At 65.4% G+C, this 16,485-nt stretch carries 14 protein-coding genes and 1 pseudogene; 13 read left to right on the top strand and 2 right to left on the bottom strand.

All coding sequences use genetic code 11. The features are described from left to right. Positions 1 to 6 precede the first annotated feature (6 nt). The 9 genes from BVH06_RS19825 to BVH06_RS19785 all read left to right on the top strand — a co-directional run bounded on the left by BVH06_RS19825 (position 7) and on the right by BVH06_RS19785 (position 10,462). Positions 7 to 1,356 (top strand): MmgE/PrpD family protein, encoded by a 1,350-nt coding sequence (locus tag BVH06_RS19825; protein ID WP_075935235.1) that lies wholly within the window; start codon positions 7 to 9, stop codon positions 1,354 to 1,356. 14 nt (positions 1,357 to 1,370) lie between these two features. Further along, positions 1,371 to 2,573, top strand: coding sequence for a CaiB/BaiF CoA-transferase family protein (locus BVH06_RS19820; RefSeq protein ID WP_075935234.1), 1,203 nt, complete (start codon positions 1,371 to 1,373; stop codon positions 2,571 to 2,573). A 225-nt stretch (positions 2,574 to 2,798) separates the two neighbouring features. Continuing rightward, the gene (locus BVH06_RS19815; RefSeq protein WP_075935233.1) at positions 2,799 to 3,623 is read left to right on the top strand and encodes a CoA ester lyase; all 825 of its coding nucleotides are present in this window, start codon (positions 2,799 to 2,801) and stop codon (positions 3,621 to 3,623) included. Between the two features lie 132 nt (positions 3,624 to 3,755). Beyond that, positions 3,756 to 4,757, top strand: a complete 1,002-nt coding sequence (locus tag BVH06_RS19810; protein ID WP_075932431.1) for a TRAP transporter substrate-binding protein — start codon at positions 3,756 to 3,758, stop codon at positions 4,755 to 4,757. Between the two features lie 91 nt (positions 4,758 to 4,848). Then, on the top strand, positions 4,849 to 5,517 hold the full coding sequence (locus BVH06_RS19805) for a nitroreductase family protein (protein ID WP_075935232.1): 669 nt from the start codon (positions 4,849 to 4,851) through the stop codon (positions 5,515 to 5,517). Positions 5,518 to 5,818: 301 nt separating this feature from the next. Further along, on the top strand, positions 5,819 to 6,286 hold the full coding sequence (locus tag BVH06_RS19800; protein WP_075932429.1) for a MarR family winged helix-turn-helix transcriptional regulator: 468 nt from the start codon (positions 5,819 to 5,821) through the stop codon (positions 6,284 to 6,286). After that, positions 6,286 to 7,731, top strand: coding sequence for an efflux transporter outer membrane subunit (locus tag BVH06_RS19795; RefSeq protein WP_139315691.1), 1,446 nt, complete (start codon positions 6,286 to 6,288; stop codon positions 7,729 to 7,731). The genes BVH06_RS19800 and BVH06_RS19795 overlap by 1 nt, the downstream gene beginning before the upstream one ends. 9 nt (positions 7,732 to 7,740) lie before the next feature. After that, positions 7,741 to 8,931 carry an efflux RND transporter periplasmic adaptor subunit gene (locus BVH06_RS19790; RefSeq protein ID WP_075935231.1) on the top strand — a complete coding sequence of 397 codons (1,191 nt, stop codon included), beginning with the start codon at positions 7,741 to 7,743 and terminating at the stop codon, positions 8,929 to 8,931. Position 8,932: 1 nt separating this feature from the next. After that, positions 8,933 to 10,462 carry a DHA2 family efflux MFS transporter permease subunit gene (locus BVH06_RS19785; protein ID WP_075935230.1) on the top strand — a complete coding sequence of 510 codons (1,530 nt, stop codon included), beginning with the start codon at positions 8,933 to 8,935 and terminating at the stop codon, positions 10,460 to 10,462. Positions 10,463 to 10,713: 251 nt separating this feature from the next. On the opposite strand, the gene BVH06_RS19780 is transcribed toward BVH06_RS19785, so the two are convergent. Together BVH06_RS19780 and BVH06_RS19775 are read right to left on the bottom strand one after the other, a co-directional pair. Beyond that, positions 10,714 to 11,664 carry a hydroxymethylglutaryl-CoA lyase gene (locus tag BVH06_RS19780; protein WP_075932426.1) on the bottom strand — a complete coding sequence of 317 codons (951 nt, stop codon included), beginning with the start codon at positions 11,662 to 11,664 and terminating at the stop codon, positions 10,714 to 10,716. Between the two features lie 150 nt (positions 11,665 to 11,814). Continuing rightward, positions 11,815 to 13,020 carry a CaiB/BaiF CoA-transferase family protein gene (locus BVH06_RS19775; protein ID WP_075935229.1) on the bottom strand — a complete coding sequence of 402 codons (1,206 nt, stop codon included), beginning with the start codon at positions 13,018 to 13,020 and terminating at the stop codon, positions 11,815 to 11,817. A 179-nt stretch (positions 13,021 to 13,199) separates the two neighbouring features. On the opposite strand from BVH06_RS19775, the gene BVH06_RS19770 reads away from it, so the two are divergent. The 4 genes and pseudogenes from BVH06_RS19770 to dctM all read left to right on the top strand — a co-directional run. Next, positions 13,200 to 14,117, top strand: a complete 918-nt coding sequence (locus tag BVH06_RS19770) for a LysR family transcriptional regulator (RefSeq protein WP_075935259.1) — start codon at positions 13,200 to 13,202, stop codon at positions 14,115 to 14,117. A gap of 89 nt (positions 14,118 to 14,206) precedes the next feature. Then, complete coding sequence (locus tag BVH06_RS19765) at positions 14,207 to 15,211, top strand: DctP family TRAP transporter solute-binding subunit (protein ID WP_075935228.1); 1,005 nt, start codon at positions 14,207 to 14,209, stop codon at positions 15,209 to 15,211. A gap of 279 nt (positions 15,212 to 15,490) precedes the next feature. After that, entirely contained in the window at positions 15,491 to 16,123 is a 633-nt protein-coding gene (locus BVH06_RS19760; protein ID WP_075935227.1) for a TRAP transporter small permease, read from the top strand. Continuing rightward, positions 16,120 to 16,485, top strand: a pseudogene (dctM, locus tag BVH06_RS19755) (C4-dicarboxylate TRAP transporter large permease protein DctM); the annotation flags it as partial. The gene BVH06_RS19760 and the pseudogene dctM, both read left to right, overlap by 4 nt.

Genomic DNA, 16,485 nt, shown 5'->3' with positions numbered 1-16,485 from the left:
CCTGTCATGAGCCATACCCAAGCCTTGGCAAGTTTCCTCGCCGAGTTGCGTTACGACGATCTGCCTGACTACGTGCTCGATCGCACCGAAGACCTGTTCCTCGACTGGCTCGGCTCGGCCCTGGCCAGTGAAGGTGCGCGACCGATCCCGCTGTTCGAGGCCTACGCTCAGAAGATGGGCCCGGCCGATGGCCCAGCGCGCATCCTGGTCAACGGGCGCGGCACCTCGGCGTACTTCGCCGCGCTGGTCAACGGCGCGTCGTCGCACCTGGTGGAGCAGGACGACCTGCATAACAGCTCGGTGCTGCACCCGGCCACCGTGGTGTTCCCCGCGGCCCTGGCGGCTGCGCAGGATCTCGGCAAGTCCGGCCGCGAGCTGTTGCTGGCCTCGGTGACCGGTTACGAGGCGGGCATCCGCATCGGCGAATTCCTTGGCCGCTCGCACTACCGCATCTTCCACACCACGGCGACGGTCGGCACCCTGGCCGCCGCCGTGGCCGTGGGCAAGTTGCTGAACTTCGACCAGAAGCAGTTCGTGCATCTGCTCGGCAATGCCGGCACCCAGGCCGCCGGGCTGTGGGAGTTCCTGCGCGACGCCGCCGACTCCAAGCAACTGCACACCGCCAAGGCTGCCGCCGATGGCCTGCTGGCCGCGTATTTCACTGAGCAGGGCCTGACCGGCGCGCAGAATATTCTCGAGGGCGAGCAGGGCATGGCCGCCGGCATGTCCAGCGACGCCGATCCGAGTAAGCTGTCGGATCGCCTCGGCAGCCGCTGGGCGCTGGTCGAAACCTCGTTCAAGTTCCACGCCTCCTGCCGTCATACCCATCCAGCCGCCGATGCGCTGCTCGATCTCATGCAGCGCGAAGGCCTGCGCCATGGCGATATCGCCAAGGTCATCACCCATGTGCACCAGGGCGCCATCGACGTGCTCGGTCGCGTGGTGGTACCGCAGACCGTGCACCAGGCCAAGTTTTCCATGGGCACCGTGCTCGGCCTGATCGCCGTGCATGGCAAGGCGCAGCTTACCGAGTTCGAGAACCTGTCGCTCACCGATGACGATGTCGCCGAGTTTCGCGACAAGGTCAGCATGCGCCTCGACCCCGAGGTGGACGGCGCCTATCCGGCGCGCTGGCTGGGGCGCGTCGAGGTGGTCACCACCGACGGTCGCACCCTGCATGGCGCCATCGACGAGCCCAAGGGCGATCCGGGCAACACCCTCAGCCACACGGAGCTGGAAGACAAGTTCCGCCGCCTGCTGGCCTTCGCCGGCAAACGCGGCAGCGATGAGGCGGGCGAGCTGATCGCCAGGGTCTGGCGCCTGCGTGAGACCGACGACCTGAGCAACCTGGCCTGACCGAGGACGCGCATATGAACAACGCACAACAACCCCGGCCACTGGACGGCATCACCGTGGTCAGCCTGGAACATGCCATTGCCGCGCCGTTCTGCACCCGCCAGCTCGCCGACATGGGCGCTCGGGTGATCAAGGTCGAGCGGCCGGGCAGCGGCGACTTCGCTCGCGGCTACGACGAGCGCGTCAACGGCCTGGCCTCCCACTTCGTATGGACCAACCGCTCCAAGGAAAGCCTGACCCTGGACCTCAAGCAGGACGACGCCGGCGATGTGCTCGACAGCCTGCTGGCCAAGGCCGATGTACTGGTGCAGAACCTTGCGCCGGGTGCGGCGGCACGCATGGGGCTGTCGTTCGACAAGCTGCACGCGCGGTTTCCGAAGCTGATCGTCTGTGACATCTCCGGCTACGGTGAGGGCGGCAGCTACGAGAAGAAGAAGGCCTATGACCTGCTGATCCAGAGCGAGGGCGGTTTCCTGTCGGTGACTGGCGGCGCGGGTGACGACCAACTGGCCAAGGCCGGTTGCTCCATCGCCGATATCGCCGCCGGTATGTATGCCTATAGCAATATCCTTTCGGCCCTGCTGCTGCGCGGCAAGACCGGGTTGGGCAGCCGCATCGACGTGAGCATGCTCGAGAGCCTGGTCGAGTGGATGGGTTATCCCCTGTACTACGCGTACGACGGTGCCACGCCGCCGCCGCGTGCCGGGGCCGCCCACTCGACCATCTATCCCTACGGCCCGTTTCCCGCCGGTGATGGCGGCACGGTGATGCTTGGCCTGCAGAACGAGCGCGAATGGCAGGCGTTCTGCGAGCGGGTGCTGTTGCAGCCCGAGCTGGCAGGCGACGAGCGTTTTTCAGCCAATTTCAAACGCTCGGCCAACCGCGAGGTGCTGCGCGGCATCATCGTCGAGACCTTCGCGGGGCTGAGTGCCGAGCAAGTCATCGAGCGGCTGGAACAGGCGCAGATCGCCAATGCCCACGTCAATGACATGGCCGGCGTCTGGGCCCATCCGCAGTTGAAGGCCCGCGACCGCTGGCGCCAGGTCGACAGCCCTGCCGGCAGCTTGCCCGCGCTGCTGCCGCCGGGCAGCAACAGCGCCTTCGCCCCACGCATGGACCCCGTGCCCGCGCTCGGCGAGCACACCGACGCCTTGCTCGCCGAGCTGGGTTATGGCGAGGCGCAGATAGCAGGATTGAAGGTGAGCGGGGCGGTTTGACGTTGGTCGGTATCTAGAGAAGGCGGCCTTTCGTAGGGTGGACCGGGGCGCGTAGCCGACGCTTCACCTACGCGGCCCGACCCGTCCACCGCTCTGCGCTCGTAATGGTGGACAAAAAGAGCGTTGTCCACCCTACGCAGGGAGCGTCCGCTTCTACCTTACAACCGCCGCTATCGCCCAGCATTGCCCTATGTTCATTCACATTCACGTCAGGGGTCCGCTTCCATGACCACACAAATCATTCGTACCGCGCTGTTCGTTCCTGCCTCACGACCCGAGCGCATCCCCAAGGCTCTGGCCAGCAGCGCCGACGTGGTCATCGTCGACCTCGAAGATGCAGTACAGGAAAGCCTCAAGGTCGAAGCGCGGGACAACCTCGGGCGCTTTCTGGCGGGCAACCCGGAAGCGCGCCTGCTGGTGCGTATCAACTCACCCGAACACGCAGGGCATGCCGCCGACATCGCACTGTGCCAGCGCCATGGCGGGGTGATCGGCGTGTTGCTGCCCAAGGTGGAAAGTGCCGCGCAAGTGGCGCGCGTCGCCGCGGTCGGCAAGCCGGTCTGGCCGATCATCGAAAGCGCGCGCGGCCTGCACGAATTACCGGCCATCGCCGCGGCATCGGGCGTCGAACGCTTGTCCTTCGGCGGCCTGGATCTGGGCCTGGATCTCGGCCTGAACAGCGGCACGGCGGCGGCCGAGCGCCTGCTCGACCAGGCCCGCTACGCGATCTTGTTGCACAGCCGCCTGGCCAATCTGGCGGCGCCGCTCGATAGCGTGTTTCCGGCGATTCAGGATCAGGCCGGCCTTGACCGCGCCAGCCGGGACGCCCGCGACATGGGCTTCGGCGGCCTGCTGTGCATCCACCCCAGCCAGGTCGCAGTGGTGCATCAGGCCCTGGCGCCCTCGGCCGAAGAGCTGGATTGGGCGCGCCGGGTGCTGCAGGCCGGAGAGGGTGGCGACGGGGTGTTCGTGGTCGACGGTCAGATGGTCGACGCGCCAGTGGTCGGGCGCGCCCGGCGCATCGTCGCGCGGGCCGGCGGCGCGGGTTGATCCCGCGGGCGGCGTTCGGCACTGCCGAACGCGGCTTTGCACAATCACGAATTCCGCGCCGACCGCGGCGCGTTGTAAACAGGCAACAGGCTCGTTCACTACCTACTTACAAAAACAAAATGAGGTATACCCATGCTCAAGCTTTCTCTCAAGGCGCTGGTCTGCGCCGTTTCGCTGTCCGTTGTCGGTGGGCTGCACGCCGCTGCGCAAGCACCGATCAGCATCAAGTTCGCCCACGTGGTCGCCGAACACACGCCCAAGGGGCAGGGCGCGCTGATGTTCAAGAAGCTGGCCGAAGAGCGCTTGCCGGGACGCGTCAAGGTCGAGGTCTACCCGAACTCCTCGCTGTTCGGCGATGGCAAGGAGATGGAGGCGCTGCTGCTCGGTGACGTGCAGTTACTGGCGCCATCGTTGGCCAAGTTCGAGCATTACGCCAAGCCGATCCAGATCTATGACCTGCCGTTCCTGTTCGACAACATGGAGGCGGTCGACCGCTTCCAGGCCAGTGAGCAGGGCAAGGCGCTGCTGACCAGCATGGAAGGCAAGGGCATCACCGGCCTGGCCTACTGGCACAATGGCCTCAAGCAGCTTTCCTCGAACAAGGCGATGCACGAGCCCAAGGATGCCCGCGGCCTGAAGTTCCGGGTGCAGGCCTCGGCGGTGCTCGACGAGCAGTTCAAGGTGCTGCGCGCCGCGCCGCGCAAGATGAGCTTCGCCGAGGTCTATCAGGGCCTGCAGACCGGTGTGGTCAACGGTACCGAGAATACCTGGTCGAACTACTTCAGCCAGAAGGTCCATGAGGTGCAGCCGTTCTTCACCGAATCCAACCACGGCCTGATCGATTACATGGTGATCACCAACACCAAGTTCTGGAATGGCCTGCCGGAAGACGTGCGCAGCGAGCTGGACAAGATCATGGTCGAGGTTACCGCCGAGGTGAACCGTCAGGCCGATGATCTGAACAAGGAAGCCCGCGCGGCCATCGTCAAGGCCGGCACCAGCGAGATCATCGAGCTGACCCCTGCGGAGCGCGAGAAGTGGCGCGAAGCCATGCGCCCGGTCTGGAAGAAGTTCGAGGGCGAGATCGGCGCCGACCTGATCAAGGCGGCCGAGGCGTCCAATCAGGCGCAGTGATCACTAGTTGAATCGCGCACAACAAAGGCCGCTTCCCTCGGGAGGCGGCCTTTGTTTTGATGGCGACGTTAACCACAAGCGAGGAGAGCGGATGAAGGTCAGCCAGGCTTTGCGTGAGCGTCGCAGCGTGCGCGCCTTTCTCGACCGGCCGGTGCCGCCGGCTTTGCTGTGCGAGCTGCTGGAACAGGCTGCGCGAGCGCCTTCCAGCGGCAACCTGCAGCCTTGGCGTATCCATGTGCTGCAAGGCGATGCGCTGGCGCGTTTCGTCGAGCATATCGCTCAGCGATTGGCGAATGACCCAGAGCCCGATCCGGCGGACTACGCGGTGTATCCGCAGCCCTTGCAGGAGCCTTACCGCACCTCGCGCTTCGAGGTGGGCGAGCAGATGTATGCGCTGCTGGGCATCGGCCGCGACGACAAACCCGCGCGCCTGGCCTGGTTCGCCCGCAACTTCCGCTTCTTCGAGGCGCCCTGTGCGTTGTTCTTTTCCGTGGACCGTTGCATGGGACCGGGGCAGTGGGCCGATCTGGGCATGTACCAGCAGAGCCTGATGCTGCTGCTCAAGGAGCACGGCCTGGACAGCTGCCCGCAAGCCTGCTGGACACGCTATCACCAGAGCGTCGAGGCGTTTCTACAGATCCCGGCCGAGCACATGCTGCACTGCGCCATCGCCGTGGGCTATGCCGACCCCGAGGCGCCGGTCAATCAACTGATCAGCGAACGCTTTCCCCTGGAAGCGTTCTGCACTTTCGTGGAGTGAGTGGGGGCGGCTGCGCCATCGCTTGATCAAAGCGCCGCTGTCCCGGGCGTTGCTTCGCTCGACGCCGGGCTACATGGACGTAGTCTGGGTTGAGCCCGCGAAACCCGGGAGCGATCTAGCGCCCAACAACCTCACCGATTAAATCCCCTGAACCCAGCCAGCTCTAGCCAGTCCTTTCAGAACCTCTGAATATTTCAAAGTATTTCTGAAATTGATAACAAGTATTACGAAATGTAATTGGGTTGATCGCTGCCTGGGCAGTAATCTGCAGGGCATTCACTGCCTGGGCAGGTAATTCCTCATGCCGCATTTCGACCGCGAACGTTTTTCGCTGCAGCACTCACCCGGCCACCTGATCGCGCTGACCAATCAGCTCAAGGACCGCTTGCTGGAGCGCCACCTGGTGGACCACGACGTGACGGCCGCGCAGTTCAAGGTGGTGCTGCTGATCAGCCAGAGCCGCGCGAGTACACCGGCCGACCTGGTGCGCCTGCTCAGCCTCGACAGTGGGGCGATGACCCGCATGCTCGACCGCCTGGAGCAGAAGGGCCTGCTGACCCGTGAGCGCAGCGTCGAGGATCGCCGCCAGGTGCGCCTCACCCTTACCGAAGCCGGCATTGCTCTGGGCGTGCGGGTGCCGCAGATCGCCGCCGACGCCACCAACGAGCTGACCGGCTGCCTGACCCGCGCCGAGCTCGACGAACTACAACGCCTGATGAAGAAGATGCTGATGGCCGCCGACGCCTTGCCGCAGCTGCCAGGAGAATGATGAACACCATGCCGTTGCGTACTTCCCTGTCCCTGATTTTCAGCGCCCTGTTGCTGGCGGCCTGTGCCTCGCAAGACGGCCTGCACACTGAGGGCCACACCCTCGACGCCGCCAGCCTGCAAGGGCAGACCTTCACCGGCAACCTGTCGCCGGCTGCCTGGCCGGCGAGCGACTGGTGGAACCGCCTGGGCGATCCGCAGCTCGATGCGCTGATCGCTGAAGCCCTGCGCAGCAACCCCGATCTGCAGGTCGCCGATGCCCGCGCCCGCCAGGCCAACGCCGCGGTGTTGGCCGCCGATGCGCAGCGCCAGCCGACCCTGGATGCCAACGCCGGCGTGACCCGCTCACGCCTGGCACGGGTCGACGACCCCAGCGGGCAGGGCAGGCGCTACAGCACCCTGCGCGACCTGTCGCTGGAGGGCGGCTACCACTTCGACCTGTGGGGCGGTGATCGTGCTGCCTGGGAAGCGGCCATGGGCCGTGCCCGCGCCAGCGAGGTGGATCGCCAGGGTGCCCGCCTGACCCTGGCCGCCGAGGTGACCCGCGCCTATAACGATCTCGGCCTGGCCTACGCCACCCAGGGCCTCGCCGAGCAGGACCTCAAGCGCAGTCGCGACATGCTCGACCTGGCCCGCAGCCGGGTCGATGCCGGCCTCGACAGCGAATACCAATTGCAGCAGACGCAAAGCCTGGAGGCCGCCGCCGAAGCCAGCCTGACCGCTGCGACCCAGGCGGTCGACAGCGCACGCATTCGCCTGGCGGTGATGCTCGGCCAGGGTCCGGATCGCGGCGCCACGCTGCCACGCCCTCAACTGATCGCTCCGGCGGCAGTGAGCCTGCCGGCCAACGTGCCCGCCGAGCTGCTCGGCCGTCGCCCGGATCTGGTCGCTGCGCGCTGGCGCGTCGAAGCCGCCACCCGCGACATCGACGCCAGCAAGGCCGATTTCTACCCCAACCTCAACCTGAGCGTGGCGGCGGGCAGCAAGTCGCTGCTTGGTGATGCGGTGTTCGGTGGCGCCAGCCGCTTCTTCAGCGTCGGCCCGGCGCTGAGCCTGCCGATCTTCGACGGTGGTGCGCGCCGCGCTGCCTTGGCCGGGCGCAACGCCGACTACGACGTAGCCGTGGCCCAGTACAACCAGACCCTTGTCGGCGCCCTGGGCGATATCGGCGACGGCATCAGCCGCATCCGCTCCCTGGAGCAGCAGATCGAGCAGCAGCAGCGGGCCCGCGATATCGCCCGCAGTTCCTACGACATCGCCATGCAGCGCTACGCCGATGGCATCGGCAATTACCTCGATGCGCTGAGCGTCGAGCAGCAACTGCTGCAGAGCGAACGGCAACTGGCCAATCTGCGTGCCGAGCGTATCGACGCCTCGGTGCTGCTGATGCAGGCCCTCGGTGGTGGCTTCGAAACCGCCGCTCCGTCATCCACTTCCGCACGCTGAGTACTTGTCATGACCGACTCTCAAGCCACTCCTGCCGCCGCCAACCCCAAGCGCAAACGCCTGCTGATAGGCCTCGCGGTCATCGTCGTGCTGTGCAGCGCGGCCATCTTCGCCTACCACGAACTCTACGGGCGCTTTTACGAAGAGACCGACGACGCCTACGTAGGCGGCAACCTGGTGCAAATCACCCCGCAGATCACCGGCACCGTCACGCGCATCGCCGTGGACGACGGCGACTATGTCGAGGCCGGCCAGCCCTTGGTCTGGCTCGACCCCGCCGATACCGAAGTGGCCCAGCAGAGCGCGGAGGCCAACCTGGCGCGCACTGTGCGCCAGGTGCGCGGTTTGTACAGCAACGTCGACAGTTACAAGGCCCAGGTGGCCTCGCGCAAGATCGACGTGCAGCGTGCCAAGGCCGACTACCAGCGCCGCGTGACCCTGGCGAGCAAGGGTGCGATCTCCCGTGAAGAGCTGGCCCACGCCCAGGACACCCTGAACAGCGCACAGAGCGCCCTGACCTCGGCCCAGCAGCAACTCGACACCAACCAGGCACTGGTCGACGACACCGTGATCGCCTCTCATCCGGACGTGAAGAGCGCCGCCGCGCAACTGCGCCAGGCCTTCCTCAACAACGCCCGCAGCACCTTGGTGGCACCGGTCAGCGGCTACGTGGCGCGCCGCTCGGTGCAGGTCGGCAGCCGTATCCAACCCGGCACCGCACTGATGGCCGTAGTGCCGCTGCACGAGGTGTGGATCGACGCCAACTTCAAGGAAACCCAGCTGCGCGAGATGCGCATCGGCCAGCCGGTGACCGTCGAGGCCGACCTGTACGGCGACGACGTGACCTACCAGGGCCACGTGGAAAGCCTCGGCGTCGGCACCGGCAGCGCCTTCTCGCTGCTGCCGGCGCAGAACGCCAGCGGCAACTGGATCAAGATCGTGCAGCGCCTGCCGGTGCGCATCCGCCTGGACGACGAGGCGCTGGACAAGCACCCGCTGCGCATCGGCCTGTCCACCACGGTCACCGTCGACCTGCATGACCAGAGCGGCGCCCAACTGACCAACCAAATGCCCAAGGAGGCGCGCTTCAGCACTGCGGTGTACGACGCCCCGCTGGGCCAGGCCGACGTGCTGATCGAGCGCATCATCCACGACAACGGCCCGCAGAGCACCAACGCCACGCCGGCGAAGCAGGGCTGACATGAGCGACGCCAATTTCCGCCCGGCCAGCATGCTGCTGGCCACCATCGGCATCTCCCTGGCGACCTTCATGCAGGTGCTCGACACCACCATCGCCAACGTCGCCCTGCCGACCATCTCCGGCAACTTGGGCGTCAGTTCGGAGCAGGGCACCTGGGTGATTACCTCGTTCGCGGTGTGCAACGCCATCGCCTTGCCGCTGACCGGCTGGCTGGCGCGGCGCTTCGGCGAGGTGAAGCTGTTCCTCGCTGCGGTGGTGCTGTTCGTGATCACCTCGTTCCTGTGCGGCATCGCCCGCTCGATGCCCGAGCTGGTGGTATTCCGTGCCCTGCAGGGGCTGGTCGCCGGCCCGCTGTACCCGATGGCGCAGACCTTGCTCCTGGCGATCTTTCCCAGTGCCAAACGAGGCATGGCCCTGGCGTTGCTGGCGATGGTCACGGTGGTGGCGCCGATCATCGGGCCGATCGCCGGTGGCTGGATCACCGACAGCTACAGTTGGCCGTGGATCTTCTTCATCAACGTACCGATCGGCATCCTCGCCACCCTGGTGGTCTGGACGCAGATGCGCAACCGCCCGGAAACCACCGAGCACCAGCCCATCGACTACGTCGGGCTGATGCTGTTGGTGCTCGGCGTCGGCGTGCTGCAGGTGGTGCTCGACAAGGGCAACGACCTGGACTGGTTCGAGTCGACCTTCATCCAGATCGGTACCGCGATCTCGGTGGTGTCGCTGGTGGCCCTGGTGATCTGGGAACTGACCGACAAACACCCGATCATCAACCTGCGCCTGTTCATGTACCGCAACTTCACCTTCGGCACCCTGGCCCTGGTGCTCGGCTACTCGGGCTTCTTCGGCATCAACCTGCTGCTGCCCCAATGGCTGCAAACCCAGCTGGGCTACACGCCGATCTGGGCCGGGCTGGCGGCGGCGCCGATCGGCATCCTGCCGTTGTTCCTGTCGCCACTGGTGGGCAAATACGCGCACAAGTTCGACCTGCGCCTGTTGGCCGGCGGCTCGTTCCTGGTGATCGGCGCCTCGTGCTTCATGCGCGCCTCGTTCAACACCGAGGTGGATTACCGGCACATCGCCGAGGTGCAGGTGTTCATGGGCCTGGGGATCGCGCTGTTCTTCATGCCGACCACCAGCATCCTGCTCTCCAGCCTGCCACCCAAGGACATCGCCGACGGCTCGGGCCTGGCCACCTTCCTGCGCGTACTGGGCGGCAGCTTCGCTTCGTCGCTGACCACCTGGATCTGGCACCGCCGGGAGATCTACCACCACGCCCAGTTGACCGAGCACGTCACGGCCTATGACCCGGCCACCCACCAGTACCTGGAACAGCTCGGCGGCGCCTCGCAATCGGCCTACATACAGATCGACCGGGTGGTGGAAAGCCAGGCCTACATGCTCTCCACGGTGGACTACTTCACCCTGATGGGCTGGCTGTTCTTCGGCCTGATCCTGATCATCTACCTGGCCAAACCACCGTTCTCGGCCAAGGGCGCTGCAGAGTCGGGTGGTGGGCACTAATGACTGACTGCTTGCAGGCGTCGTGGTGAGCATGACCGGGTAGCCCGGGCTGAACGACGTGATACCCGGGGCTGGTTTCCTGGGTATCGCTGCGCTCAACCGCAGGCTACGGATTGATCGTGGCTTGCCTGGGATCACGGCTCTGTATCAACGATTCGCCACGAGGTCGCGGCTCCTACACGATCGCAAGCACCCTGGCGCCAGTGTAGGAGCGCCGCCCCGGCGCGAAAGCGATGCCAGCCATCGCGCGACTACCGGGTGGTGCCACTCTCTACCGATTCACTCATCCATTTCGGCTTCGGATAACGACGGTCCGACTTGCCGGCCTTGAGGATGGCACCGGGCACGTCGTGGCCGATCAGCTCGGGCAGGGTGGCGGCGGCTTCGAGCAGGGCATCGAGGTTCACCCCCGTCTCCAGACCCATGCGCTGGAGCATGTGTACCAGGTCCTCGGTGCAGATATTGCCGCTGGCGCCGGGCGCATAGGGGCAGCCGCCGAGGCCGCCGAGGGAGGCGTCGAAGCGGTCGATGCCGGCGTTCAGGGCTGCCAGGGCATTGGCCAGGCCCATGCCGCGGGTGTTATGAAAATGTGCGGTAAATACCGCTTCGGGCCAGCGCTGCAGCGCCGTGCGGCAGATGCGTTCGACCTGGGCCGGGTCGGCCATGCCGGTGGTGTCGCAGAGGGTCACGCCCTGCACGCCGATCTCCAGCAGGCGCTGGGTCAGCTCATGCACCCGCGCCTCGGGCACTTCACCCTCGAACGGGCAGCCGAAGGTGGTCGACAGCGAGGCGTTGATGAACACCCCACTGCCGCGGGTGACCTCGATGATTTCGCGAAACTGGGCGAGCGACTGCTCCGGCGTCATGCGCAGGTTGGCCAGACCATGGGTGTCGCTGGCCGACATCACCAGGTTGATCTCGTCCACTTCGCAAGACAGCGCCCGCTCGCAGCCACGCACGTTAGGCACCAGCACGGTGTATTCCACGCCTGCCACGCGCTGGATGCCGCGCATCACTTCTTCGGCATCGCGCAGATTGGGGATGGCCTTGGGCGATGTGAAGGAGGTGACTTCGATCTTCGCCAGGCCGGTTTGCGACAGCCTGTCGATCAGGGCGATCTTGGCGTCGGTGGGCACGAAGGCCGCTTCGATCTGGAAGCCGTCGCGGGTGGCGACGTCCTGGATGTAGAGGCGTTTGGTCATGGGAAGGTCCTGATTGTGTCGGGTGCGTAGCCCGGGTCGAGCGCAGCGACACCCGGGAGCAGTTCCTACGGTCTGTCGCAAGCGCAAGAGGCGGTGGACAAGCTTCGCGTTGGCTACGCGCCCCGGTCCACCCTACGAGTCTGGCTAGTACTAGATAATCCCGCGCTCGCGCAGACCAGCGACCTGTTCGGCGCTCAGGCCAAGTCCGGCGAGGATGTCGTCGTTGTGCTCGCCGAGCTGCGGGCCGCCAACGCCAATGCGCCCCGGCGTGCGGCTGAGTTTGGGTAGTACGCCTGGCACCTTGAGCGGGCCGACGGGCGTCTGCACCGTCTCGATCATCTGCCGTGCCAGGTAGTGGGGGTCCTGCACGATATCAGCGGCGGTGTAGGGATAGCCGGCCGGTACGCGGGCGCCCTTGAGCGCTTCGATCACCTCGTCGCGGCCGCGCCCGGCCGTCCATTCGCCAATGGCGGTGTCGATCAGCTCGGCATGCTGGCTGCGCCCGTCGTTCTGCGCCAGGCGCGGGTCGTTGCCCAGATCGTCACGGCCAATCAGGGTCATCAGGCGTTTGTAGATACTGTCGCCATTGCCGGCGATCAGCACGTAGCTGCCATCGTTGCACGGGTAGGAGTTGGACGGCGTGATGCCGGGCAGGGCGCTGCCGGCTGGCTCACGGATATAGCCGAATGCGTCGTATTCGGGCACCAGGCTTTCCATCATGGCGAACACCGACTCGTACAGCGCCACGTCGATTTCCTGGCCTTCGCCGCTGCGGCCCCGCTCCTGCAGGGCCAGCAACACGCCGATCACGCCATACAGCGAGGACAGCGAATCGCCGATGCTCACCCCGACGCGCACCGGCGCTTGCCCGGCATAGCCGGAGAGATGGCGCAGGCCGCCCATGGCTTCGCCGATCACCCCGAAACCGGGCAGGTCGCGGTAGGGCCCGGTTTGTCCGTAGCCGGAGATGCGCAGCATGATCAGTCGCGGGTTGATCGCCTTCAACGCGTCATAACCCAGGCCCCAGCCTTCCAGCGTGCCGGGGCGAAAATTCTCCACCAGAATGTCGGCCTCGGCCACCAACTGGCGGACGATGTCCTGGGCTTCGGCCTGCTTCAAGTCGAGGGTCAGAGAGCGCTTGTTGCGCGACTGCACATGCCACCACAGCGAGGTGCCGTCCTTGATCTTGCGCCACTTGCGCAGCGGGTCGCCGACGCCAGGCGGCTCGATCTTGATCACGTCGGCGCCGAACTCGCCGAGCAGCTTGCTGGCGAAGGGGCCGGCGATGAGCTGGCCCATTTCGATGACCTTGAGGCCGGCCAGGGCCATGGGTGCAACGGTTGTGTTGACAGGCATGTGCGGTTTCCCGATGACTTGGGTTCGATGGCGCCGAGCATCGCCCACCACGCGGCTTGCCGCAATCAGTCAATCGTCAAGTCTGGCTTCGTGCGACGCGAAGGCATATGGTGCCGCCATCGGTTCGCAGCCTGTACCGCGGGCCAGCCTCTTTCGCCAACCACGAAGCGGAGCCCGCCATGCGCGTGGATTTCACCACCCTCAAGTTATTCGTCGCCATCGCCGATGAGCGCAGCCTGACCCGCGCCGCCGAGCGTGAGCATCTGGCGCTGGCGGCGGTGAGCAAGCGCATCAGCGACCTGGAAGCGCACCTGCGTACGCCCTTGCTGTATCGCCAGCCCAAGGGCGTGGCGCTGACGCCGGCCGGCGATGCGCTGCTGCACCATGCGCGCAACCTGCTGGACAACATCCAGCACATGCAGGCCGACCTCAGCGAGTTCAGTGAAGGCATCAACGGCCATGTGCGCATCCACGCCAATACCTCGGCGGTGATCGCCTTTCTGCCCGAGGATCTGGCAGCCTTCAGCGCCCAGCACCCGCAGATTCGCATCGACCTGGAAGAGCGCGTCAGCAGCGAAATCATCCACGCGGTGCGCGAAGGGCTGACCGATATCGGTATCTTCGCCGGCCACGTACAGGCCGCTGGCGTGCAGGTGTTTCCCTACCGTCATGACCGCCTGGTGCTGGTGGTGCCGAGCGAGCATCCGCTGGCGGCCCGCGAGCGGGTGACGTTGTCGGAAACCGTCGGCTACGACTTCATCGGCCTGCAGAAGGAGGCCTCGCTGCACAGCCTGCTCAGCGAAGCCGCGCAGCAGGCGGGTGTGCACCTGCGGGTACGCATCCAGGTGCGCAGCTTCGAGGCCATCTGCCGGATGATCCATACCGGGCTGGGCATCGGCGTGCTGCCCGAGCAGGCGGTGCGTACCTACCTGCCGAGCATGGCGGTGCGCGCGGTGGCGATCGAGGATGACTGGGCGGTACGCGAGCTGAACATCTGCGTGCGCCAGTACGACAGCCTGTCGCTGATCGCCCGGCAGATGGTCGATCACCTTGCCTTCGGCAATGGCGAAGGCAGGCTTGGCCAATCAAGAATTTAGTCGGCCTTGGGGCTCAAGTAGAGTTCGTCGCGAACAAAGGCATCCGGTGGGCCAGGCCTGCCGTACCAATAACAACAGGAGATCGCCTCATGTCGCGCTTATTCTGCCGCAGCCTGTCCTGCGTGCTGCTGTCCACCGCCATGGCCTTCGGCGCCGCCGTTCAGGCCGAGGAAATCGTCATCAAGTTCGCCCATGTCGCCTCCGACCAGACGCCCAAGGGGCAGGGCGCGCGCATGCTGCAGAAGCTGGTCAAGGAGCGCCTGGCCGGCAAGGCGCGGGTGGATGTCTACCCGAATTCCTCGCTGTTCGGCGATGGCAAGGAGATGGAAGCGCTGCTGCTTGGCGACGTTCAGTTGCTGGCGCCGGCTCCGGTGAAGCTGGAGAAGTACCAGCCGCGGGTGCAGATCTTCGACCTGATGTTCCTGTTCGACAACTCGGCGGCCTCGCAACGGTTCGAGCAATCGCCGAAGGGCCAGGAGCTGCTGCACAGCCTGGAGAACAACGGCATTCTCGGCCTGGCCTACTGGCTCAACGGCATGCGCCAGTTCACTGCCAACAAGCCTTTGCACGTGCCAGGTGATGCGCGCGGCCTGAAGTTCCGCGTGCAACCTTCCGACCTGCAGGCCGCGCAGATCAGCGCACTGCGCGCGGTGCCGCGCAAGATGGCCTTCGCCGAGATCTACCAGGGCCTGCAGACCGGGGTGATCAATGCCTCCGACAATCCCTGGTCGAACATCTACAGCCAGCGCCACTACGAAGTGCAGCAGTACATGATCGAATCCAACCATGCGGTCGGCAATTACATGCTGATCACCAACGCCAAGTTCTGGAACGGCCTGCCCGAGGACGTGCGTGGCGAGCTCAAGACCATCATCGACGAAGTCACCGCCGAGGTGAATCGCCAGGCCCTGGCGCTCAACGAGAAGGACAAGCAGCAGATCCTCGCCGGCGGCAAGCATGAGCTGATCGTGCTGACCGACGAAGAACGCGCGCAATGGCGCGAGGTGATGCGGCCGATCTGGAAGGAGTACGAGGGCAAGATCGGCAGCGACCTGATCGAGGCGGCCCAGGCCGCCAACGCTGCGGGGCAGTAGGGTTTCGATGCGGGTGACATCCATCGATCATGGATGTCGCCTGCGCGGCCTGACCCTTTCTGCGTGCTCGTAGGAGGGGGCAGATTCATGCCTGGCTAGGCACGTCGCGGCTGAAGCCACTCCTACCAATAGCCTGCACGCTGCCTCCAGCCCTTTACCTGCAGCCTATTCACCCAGGCCGAAGGCCGCGTTTACCAATCGTGAATATTCGCCTCGCCAGGCCGGGGTTAGAGTCGGCTTGCCAAAACAATTACAACAACCCTCCCTGGGAGACCGCTGATGAATGCGTTGCAGCGCCTGTGGAATCGCCTCGAGGAAGCCGCCGTGGCGTTCCTGCTCGCGGCGATGACCCTGGTCACCTTCTCGTATGTGGTGTTCAACAACCTCTACGGTGTTTTCTACGCCCTGGGCGATGCGCTGCCGTTCGGTAGCGATGCCATGTTCGCCATCGGCGACGGCATTCTCTACGTTGCCCAGGAAATGACCTGGAGCGTGGCCCTGACCAAGGCCATGTTCGGCTGGCTGATCTTCGTCGGCCTGGCCTGGGGCGTGCGCATCGGTGCGCACATCGGCGTCGACCTCTTGGTGCGCTTGTTCAAACCCTCGCTGCAGAAGGCCGTGGCGATTCTCGCGCTGCTCATTTGCCTGGCCTATTGCGCGCTGATGGCCTACTCCAGCGAGCAGTGGGTCGCGGTGCTGTTCAACATCGGCACCGGCGCCGAGGATCTGGACCGCTTTGGCGTGCAGCAGTGGCACATCGTGATGATCGTGCCCATCGGCTTCACCCTGATGTTCCTGCGCTTCGCCCAGGTGCTGGTGCGCGTGATCCAGAACAAGCAGATCGGTTTCGGCGGCCATGGCGAGCTCGATGACGCCATCAAACTCGCCGAAGAGACGGAGACCAAACGATGACCATCGCCTTTCTGTTCATCGCCCTGTTCGTGCTGATGTTCATCGGCATTCCGGTGGCGATTTCCCTGGGTTTGTCCGGGGCCATGACCATCCTGTTCTTCAGCAACGACTCGGTGCGTTCGCTGGCGATCAAGTTGTTCGAGACCAGCGAACACTACACGCTGCTGGCCATTCCGTTCTTCCTGCTGTCCGGCGCGTTCATGACCACGGGCGGTGTGGCCCGCCGGCTGATCGATTTCGCCAACGCCTGCGTCGGCCATATCAAGGGCGGCCTGGCGATTGCCGCGATCCTGGCGTGCATGCTGTTCGCTGCGCTGTGCGGCTCGTCGCCGGCCACGGTGGCGGCGGTCGGCTCGATCGTT

The organism is Pseudomonas sp. PA27(2017) (genome assembly GCF_001945445.1).
Classification (GTDB): Bacteria; Pseudomonadota; Gammaproteobacteria; order Pseudomonadales; family Pseudomonadaceae; genus Aquipseudomonas.
This window is presented reverse-complemented; position numbering and strand designations above follow the sequence as displayed.

Coding starts and splice junctions, on each gene's coding strand:
- BVH06_RS19825 (WP_075935235.1), top strand. CDS start 7: ATGAGCCATACCCAAGCCTTGGCAAGTTTCCTCGCCGAGTTGCGTTAC.
- BVH06_RS19820 (WP_075935234.1), top strand. CDS start 1,371: ATGAACAACGCACAACAACCCCGGCCACTGGACGGCATCACCGTGGTC.
- BVH06_RS19815 (WP_075935233.1), top strand. CDS start 2,799: ATGACCACACAAATCATTCGTACCGCGCTGTTCGTTCCTGCCTCACGA.
- BVH06_RS19810 (WP_075932431.1), top strand. CDS start 3,756: ATGCTCAAGCTTTCTCTCAAGGCGCTGGTCTGCGCCGTTTCGCTGTCC.
- BVH06_RS19805 (WP_075935232.1), top strand. CDS start 4,849: ATGAAGGTCAGCCAGGCTTTGCGTGAGCGTCGCAGCGTGCGCGCCTTT.
- BVH06_RS19800 (WP_075932429.1), top strand. CDS start 5,819: ATGCCGCATTTCGACCGCGAACGTTTTTCGCTGCAGCACTCACCCGGC.
- BVH06_RS19795 (WP_139315691.1), top strand. CDS start 6,286: ATGAACACCATGCCGTTGCGTACTTCCCTGTCCCTGATTTTCAGCGCC.
- BVH06_RS19790 (WP_075935231.1), top strand. CDS start 7,741: ATGACCGACTCTCAAGCCACTCCTGCCGCCGCCAACCCCAAGCGCAAA.
- BVH06_RS19785 (WP_075935230.1), top strand. CDS start 8,933: ATGAGCGACGCCAATTTCCGCCCGGCCAGCATGCTGCTGGCCACCATC.
- BVH06_RS19780 (WP_075932426.1), bottom strand. CDS start 11,664: ATGACCAAACGCCTCTACATCCAGGACGTCGCCACCCGCGACGGCTTC.
- BVH06_RS19775 (WP_075935229.1), bottom strand. CDS start 13,020: ATGCCTGTCAACACAACCGTTGCACCCATGGCCCTGGCCGGCCTCAAG.
- BVH06_RS19770 (WP_075935259.1), top strand. CDS start 13,200: ATGCGCGTGGATTTCACCACCCTCAAGTTATTCGTCGCCATCGCCGAT.
- BVH06_RS19765 (WP_075935228.1), top strand. CDS start 14,207: ATGTCGCGCTTATTCTGCCGCAGCCTGTCCTGCGTGCTGCTGTCCACC.
- BVH06_RS19760 (WP_075935227.1), top strand. CDS start 15,491: ATGAATGCGTTGCAGCGCCTGTGGAATCGCCTCGAGGAAGCCGCCGTG.